Raw genomic sequence first — 4,565 nt, forward strand, 5'->3', positions numbered from 1 at the left:
TTCTAGGAGAAGTTTGGCTAGTAAATAGAGTTTTCGGTCTCTAAGCTTTTTTGAAGGGAAAATCATTGACTCAGATCCCTATTTGCAACAGTGCCGTCAAAACTGCAAGTATGCAGTCTTGACCAGGCATCTAGGGGTCGTCTCAGAATTCGGAAAATAAAGCACGCTAAGGCGTAGTCACCCCGTGACTCCCCCGCGCCGATGCAGCGAGCTTCGTTCCGTCTTGCAGTGACGCAATCAGCGGGCAGGAAACGTTCCCTTTCCGCGCATGGCAGGCGCACACCAGTTCAGACAGCACGGCCTCCATGCGTGCCAAGTCGGCCATCTTCTCGCGCACATCCTTGAGCTTGTGCTCGGCCAGGCCGCTGGCTTCCTCGCAATGGGTGCCATCCTCCAGCCGCAGTAGCTCGGCGATTTCGTCCAGGCTAAAGCCCAGCCGCTGGGCCGATTTCACGAACCGCACTCGTGTTACATCCGCCTCGCCATAGCGGCGAATGCTGCCATAGGGCTTGTCTGGCTCCGGCAGCAGGCCCTTGCGCTGGTAGAACCGGATGGTCTCCACATTGACCCCGGCCGCCTTGGCAAAAACGCCAATGGTCAGATTCTCAAAATTAATTTGCATATCGCTTGACTCCGTACATAACTACGGAAGTAAGCTTAAGCTATCCAAACCAAATTTGAAAGGACAAGCGTATGTCTGAACCACAAAACGGGCGCGGCGCGCTCTTCGCCGGTGGGCTGGCCGCCATTCTTGCGTCGGCCTGCTGCCTGGGGCCGCTGGTTTTGATCGCCTTGGGGTTCAGCGGGGCATGGATCGGCAACCTGACGGTATTGGAGCCGTATCGGCCGATCTTCATCGGCGCGGCGCTGGTTGCACTGTTCTTTGCCTGGCGGCGCATCGTCCGACCGACCGCAGCCTGCAAGCCGGGCGAGGTGTGCGCGATTCCGCAAGTGCGCACCACCTACAAGCTCATTTTCTGGTTCGTCGCCGTGTTGGTCTTGGTCGCGCTTGGTTTTCCCTACGTCATGCCATTTTTCTACTAATCAGGAGTTCATCATGAAAAAGCTGTTTGCCTCCCTCGCTCTCGCCGCTTTCGTTGCCCCCGTGTTCGCCGCCACTCAGACCGTCACGCTGTCCGTGCCTGGCATGACCTGCGCCTCTTGCCCGATCACTGTCAAGCACGCGCTTTCCAAGGTTGAGGGCGTGAGCAAGACCGACGTAAGTTTCGACAAGCGCCAGACCGTCGTCACCTTCGACGATGCCAAGACCAACGTCCAGAAGTTGACCAAGGCGACCGAGGACGCGGGCTATCCGTCCAGCCTCAAACGCTGATCCGTTAACCGAACTCGGGAGCGACACATGGGACTCATCACGCGCATCGCTGGCAAAACCGGCGCGCTCGGCAGCGTCGTTTCCGCGATGGGCTGCGCCGCCTGTTTTCCTGCCATCGCCAGCTTTGGCGCGGCCATCGGACTGGGCTTCTTGAGCCAGTACGAGGGGCTATTCATTGGCATCCTGCTGCCGATGTTCGCCGGCATCACGTTACTCGCCAATGCTATCGCTTGGCTCAATCATCGACAGTGGCGACGCACGGCGCTCGGCACGATAGGCCCGATCTTGGTGCTGGCAGCGGTGTTTTTAATGCGGGCTTACGGCTGGCAGAGCGGTGGACTGCTCTATGTCGGCCTGGCCTTGATGGTTGGGGTGTCGGTCTGGGATTTCATCTCGCCAGCACATCGCCGCTGCGGGCCGGACAGCTGTGAATTGCCAGAACAACGTGGCTGACGGCAACAGCCGTAGCCACCACAGAAAAGGAAAAATACATGACCACACTGAAAATCACCGGGATGACCTGCGACTCGTGCGCGGCTCACGTCAAGGAAGCCTTGGAGAAAGTGCCCGGCGTGCAATCGGCGCTGGTGTCCTATCCGAAGGGCACAGCGCAACTCGCCATTGAGGCGGGCACGTCATCGGATGCGCTGACTACCGCCGTGGCCGGACTGGGCTACGAGGCAACGCTTGCCGATGCGCCACCGACGGACAACCGCGCCGGCCTGCTCGACAAGATGCGCGGCTGGATAGGGGCCGCTGATAAGCCCAGTGGCAACGAACGCCCGTTGCAGGTCGTCGTCATTGGTAGCGGTGGCGCGGCAATGGCGGCAGCACTGAAGGCCGTCGAGCAAGGCGCGCACGTCTCGCTGATCGAGCGCGGCACCATCGGCGGCACCTGCGTCAACGTCGGCTGCGTGCCGTCCAAGATCATGATTCGCGCCGCCCACATCGCCCATTTACGTCGGGAAAGTCCGTTCGACGGCGGTATCGCGGCGACTGTGCCTGCGATTGACCGCAGCAAACTACTGGCCCAGCAGCAGGCGCGCGTCGAAGAACTGCGCCATGCCAAGTACGAAGGCATTCTGGACGGCAACCCGGCCATCACCGTTGTACATGGTGAGGCGCGTTTCAAGGATGAGCAGAGCCTGGTCGTCCGTTTAAACGATGGTGGCGAGCGCGTGGTAGCTTTCGACCGCTGCTTAGTCGCCACGGGTGCCAGCCCGGCCGTGCCGCCGATTCCGGGCCTGAAAGAGTCACCCTACTGGACTTCGACCGAGGCCCTGGTCAGCGACACCCTTCCCGAACGCCTAGCCGTGATCGGCTCGTCGGTGGTCGCGCTGGAACTGGCGCAAGCCTTCGCCCGGCTGGGCAGCCAGGTCACGATCCTAGCTCGCAACACGCTGTTCTTCCGCGACGACCCTGCCATCGGCGAGGCCGTTACAGCCGCGTTCCGTGCCGAAGGGATCAAGGTATTGGAACACACGCAAGCCAGCCAGGTCGCGCATGTGGACGGCGAATTCGTGCTGACCACCGGGTACGGTGAAATACGCGCCGACCAGCTGCTGGTCGCCACTGGCAGGGCACCGAACACGCGCAGCCTGGCATTGGAAGCGGCGGGAGTCGCTGCCAATGCGCAGGGGGCCATCGTCATCGACAAGGGCATGCGCACCAGTACGCCACACATTTATGCGGCTGGCGACTGCACCGACCAGCCTCAGTTCGTCTATGTGGCGGCAGCGGCCGGCACCCGTGCTGCGATCAACATGACTGGCGGCGATGCGGCCCTGGACCTGACCGCAATGCCGGCCGTGGTATTCACCGACCCGCAGGTCGCCACCGTGGGCTACAGCGAGGCGGAAGCACATCACGACGGGATCGAGACCGACAGTCGCACCTTGACCTTGGACAACGTGCCGCGTGCGCTTGCCAACTTCGACACACGCGGCTTCATCAAGCTGGTCATCGAGGAAGGTAGCGGACGGCTCATCGGCGTGCAAGCGGTGGCCCCGGAAGCGGGTGAACTGATCCAGACGGCGGTGCTCGCCATTCGCAACCGTATGACCGTGCAGGAACTGGCCGACCAATTGTTCCCCTACCTGACCATGGTCGAAGGGCTGAAGCTCGCGGCGCAGACCTTCAGCAAGGACGTGAAGCAGCTTTCGTGCTGCGCCGGATGAGGAAAAGGAGGTGTTCAATGAGCGCCTACACAGTGTCCCGGCTGGCCCTTGATGCCGGGGTGAGCGTGCATATCGTGCGCGACTACCTGCTGCGCGGATTGCTACGGCCGGTCGCGTGCACCACGGGCGGCTACGGCTTGTTCGATGACACCGCGTTGCAACGGCTGCGCTTTGTGCGGGCTGCCTTCGAAGCGGGTATCGGCCTGGACGCACTGGCGCGGCTGTGCCGGGCGCTGGATGCTGCGGACGGTGACGGTGCGTCTGCGCAGCTTGCCGTGTTGCGGCAACTCGTCGAGCGTCGGCGCGAGGCCCTGGCCAGCCTCGAAATGCAACTGGCCGCCATGCCAACCGAACCGGCACAGCACGCGGAGAGTCTGCCATGAACAGCCCAGAGCACTTGCCGTCTGAGACGCACAAACCGATCACCGGCTACTTGTGGGGCGCGCTGGCCGTGCTCACCTGTCCCTGCCATTTGCCGATTCTCGCCATTGTGCTAGCCGGCACGACGGCCGGCGCGTTCATCGGGGAGCACTGGGGTATTGCAGCCCTCACGCTGACCGGCTTGTTTGTCCTGTCTGTGACGCGGCTGCTGCGGGCCTTCAAGGGAAGATCATGACCGCTTCCCAGCCAGCCGAGAGTGGGCAGCTTTGAGCTTCGCTACCAATCTGGAGGAGTACCACCATGAACGCAAACGCCCCGAACACTGCCAGTTGCACCACCTGCTGCGTATGCTGCAAAGAAATTCCGCTCGATGCCGCCTTCACCCCGGAAGGCGCGGAATACGTCGAACATTTCTGCGGGCTGGATTGCTATGAACGCTTCCAGGCACGCGCCAAGGCCGCGACAGAATCTGACATTGCGCCTGTCCCTGGCGGTTCGCAGCCGTCAGATTGAAGCATGGTCTATTAATACATTTATTATTAGATCACTCTGCTAAAAATTTTAGTTAGACCACCTAAGCAATTTAAGTTTAATAAGTTTAATAAGTTTAATAAGTTTAATAAGTTTAATAAGTTTAATAAGTTTAATAAGTTTAATAAGTTTAATAAGTTTAA

General features: G+C 60.3%; 8 protein-coding genes. 7 read left to right on the top strand and 1 reads right to left on the bottom strand.

The window, feature by feature from the left end; all coding sequences use genetic code 11:
- Positions 1-166 precede the first annotated feature (166 nt).
- Complete coding sequence (gene merR / locus HMPREF0014_RS24330) at positions 167-622, bottom strand: Hg(II)-responsive transcriptional regulator (protein ID WP_001166628.1); 456 nt, start codon at positions 620-622, stop codon at positions 167-169.
- Between the two features lie 71 nt (positions 623-693).
- On the opposite strand from merR, the gene merT reads away from it, so the two are divergent.
- From merT to HMPREF0014_RS0206660, 7 genes are all read left to right on the top strand, one after another.
- Positions 694-1,044 (top strand): mercuric ion transporter MerT, encoded by a 351-nt coding sequence (gene merT, locus HMPREF0014_RS0206655; protein ID WP_001294659.1) that lies wholly within the window; start codon positions 694-696, stop codon positions 1,042-1,044.
- A gap of 13 nt (positions 1,045-1,057) precedes the next feature.
- Positions 1,058-1,333 (top strand): mercury resistance system periplasmic binding protein MerP, encoded by a 276-nt coding sequence (gene merP / locus HMPREF0014_RS25740; protein ID WP_006581731.1) that lies wholly within the window; start codon positions 1,058-1,060, stop codon positions 1,331-1,333.
- A gap of 27 nt (positions 1,334-1,360) precedes the next feature.
- Positions 1,361-1,786 carry an organomercurial transporter MerC gene (merC, locus tag HMPREF0014_RS24340; RefSeq protein ID WP_000522997.1) on the top strand — a complete coding sequence of 142 codons (426 nt, stop codon included), beginning with the start codon at positions 1,361-1,363 and terminating at the stop codon, positions 1,784-1,786.
- A gap of 38 nt (positions 1,787-1,824) precedes the next feature.
- On the top strand, positions 1,825-3,510 hold the full coding sequence (merA, locus tag HMPREF0014_RS24345) for a mercury(II) reductase (RefSeq protein ID WP_004644736.1): 1,686 nt from the start codon (positions 1,825-1,827) through the stop codon (positions 3,508-3,510).
- 17 nt (positions 3,511-3,527) lie between these two features.
- Positions 3,528-3,893 carry a mercury resistance co-regulator MerD gene (merD, locus tag HMPREF0014_RS24350; protein ID WP_001277463.1) on the top strand — a complete coding sequence of 122 codons (366 nt, stop codon included), beginning with the start codon at positions 3,528-3,530 and terminating at the stop codon, positions 3,891-3,893.
- The gene (gene merE, locus HMPREF0014_RS25745) at positions 3,890-4,126 is read left to right on the top strand and encodes a broad-spectrum mercury transporter MerE (RefSeq protein WP_001087807.1); all 237 of its coding nucleotides are present in this window, start codon (positions 3,890-3,892) and stop codon (positions 4,124-4,126) included. The genes merD and merE overlap by 4 nt, the downstream gene beginning before the upstream one ends.
- 65 nt (positions 4,127-4,191) lie before the next feature.
- Complete coding sequence (locus HMPREF0014_RS0206660) at positions 4,192-4,404, top strand: DUF3330 domain-containing protein (protein WP_000993245.1); 213 nt, start codon at positions 4,192-4,194, stop codon at positions 4,402-4,404.
- The last annotated feature ends 161 nt before the right edge of the window (positions 4,405-4,565 follow it).

Origin of the sequence: Acinetobacter sp. RUH 2624 (genome assembly GCF_000162375.2) — a bacterium.
GTDB lineage: Bacteria > Pseudomonadota > Gammaproteobacteria > Pseudomonadales > Moraxellaceae > Acinetobacter > Acinetobacter nosocomialis.

What these genes read in the sequence shown, in the direction of transcription:
- merR (WP_001166628.1), bottom strand. Translation starts at nt 622, where the DNA reads ATGCAAATTAATTTTGAGAATCTGACCATTGGCGTTTTTGCCAAGGCG.
- merT (WP_001294659.1), top strand. Translation starts at nt 694, where the DNA reads ATGTCTGAACCACAAAACGGGCGCGGCGCGCTCTTCGCCGGTGGGCTG.
- merP (WP_006581731.1), top strand. Translation starts at nt 1,058, where the DNA reads ATGAAAAAGCTGTTTGCCTCCCTCGCTCTCGCCGCTTTCGTTGCCCCC.
- merC (WP_000522997.1), top strand. Translation starts at nt 1,361, where the DNA reads ATGGGACTCATCACGCGCATCGCTGGCAAAACCGGCGCGCTCGGCAGC.
- merA (WP_004644736.1), top strand. Translation starts at nt 1,825, where the DNA reads ATGACCACACTGAAAATCACCGGGATGACCTGCGACTCGTGCGCGGCT.
- merD (WP_001277463.1), top strand. Translation starts at nt 3,528, where the DNA reads ATGAGCGCCTACACAGTGTCCCGGCTGGCCCTTGATGCCGGGGTGAGC.
- merE (WP_001087807.1), top strand. Translation starts at nt 3,890, where the DNA reads ATGAACAGCCCAGAGCACTTGCCGTCTGAGACGCACAAACCGATCACC.
- HMPREF0014_RS0206660 (WP_000993245.1), top strand. Translation starts at nt 4,192, where the DNA reads ATGAACGCAAACGCCCCGAACACTGCCAGTTGCACCACCTGCTGCGTA.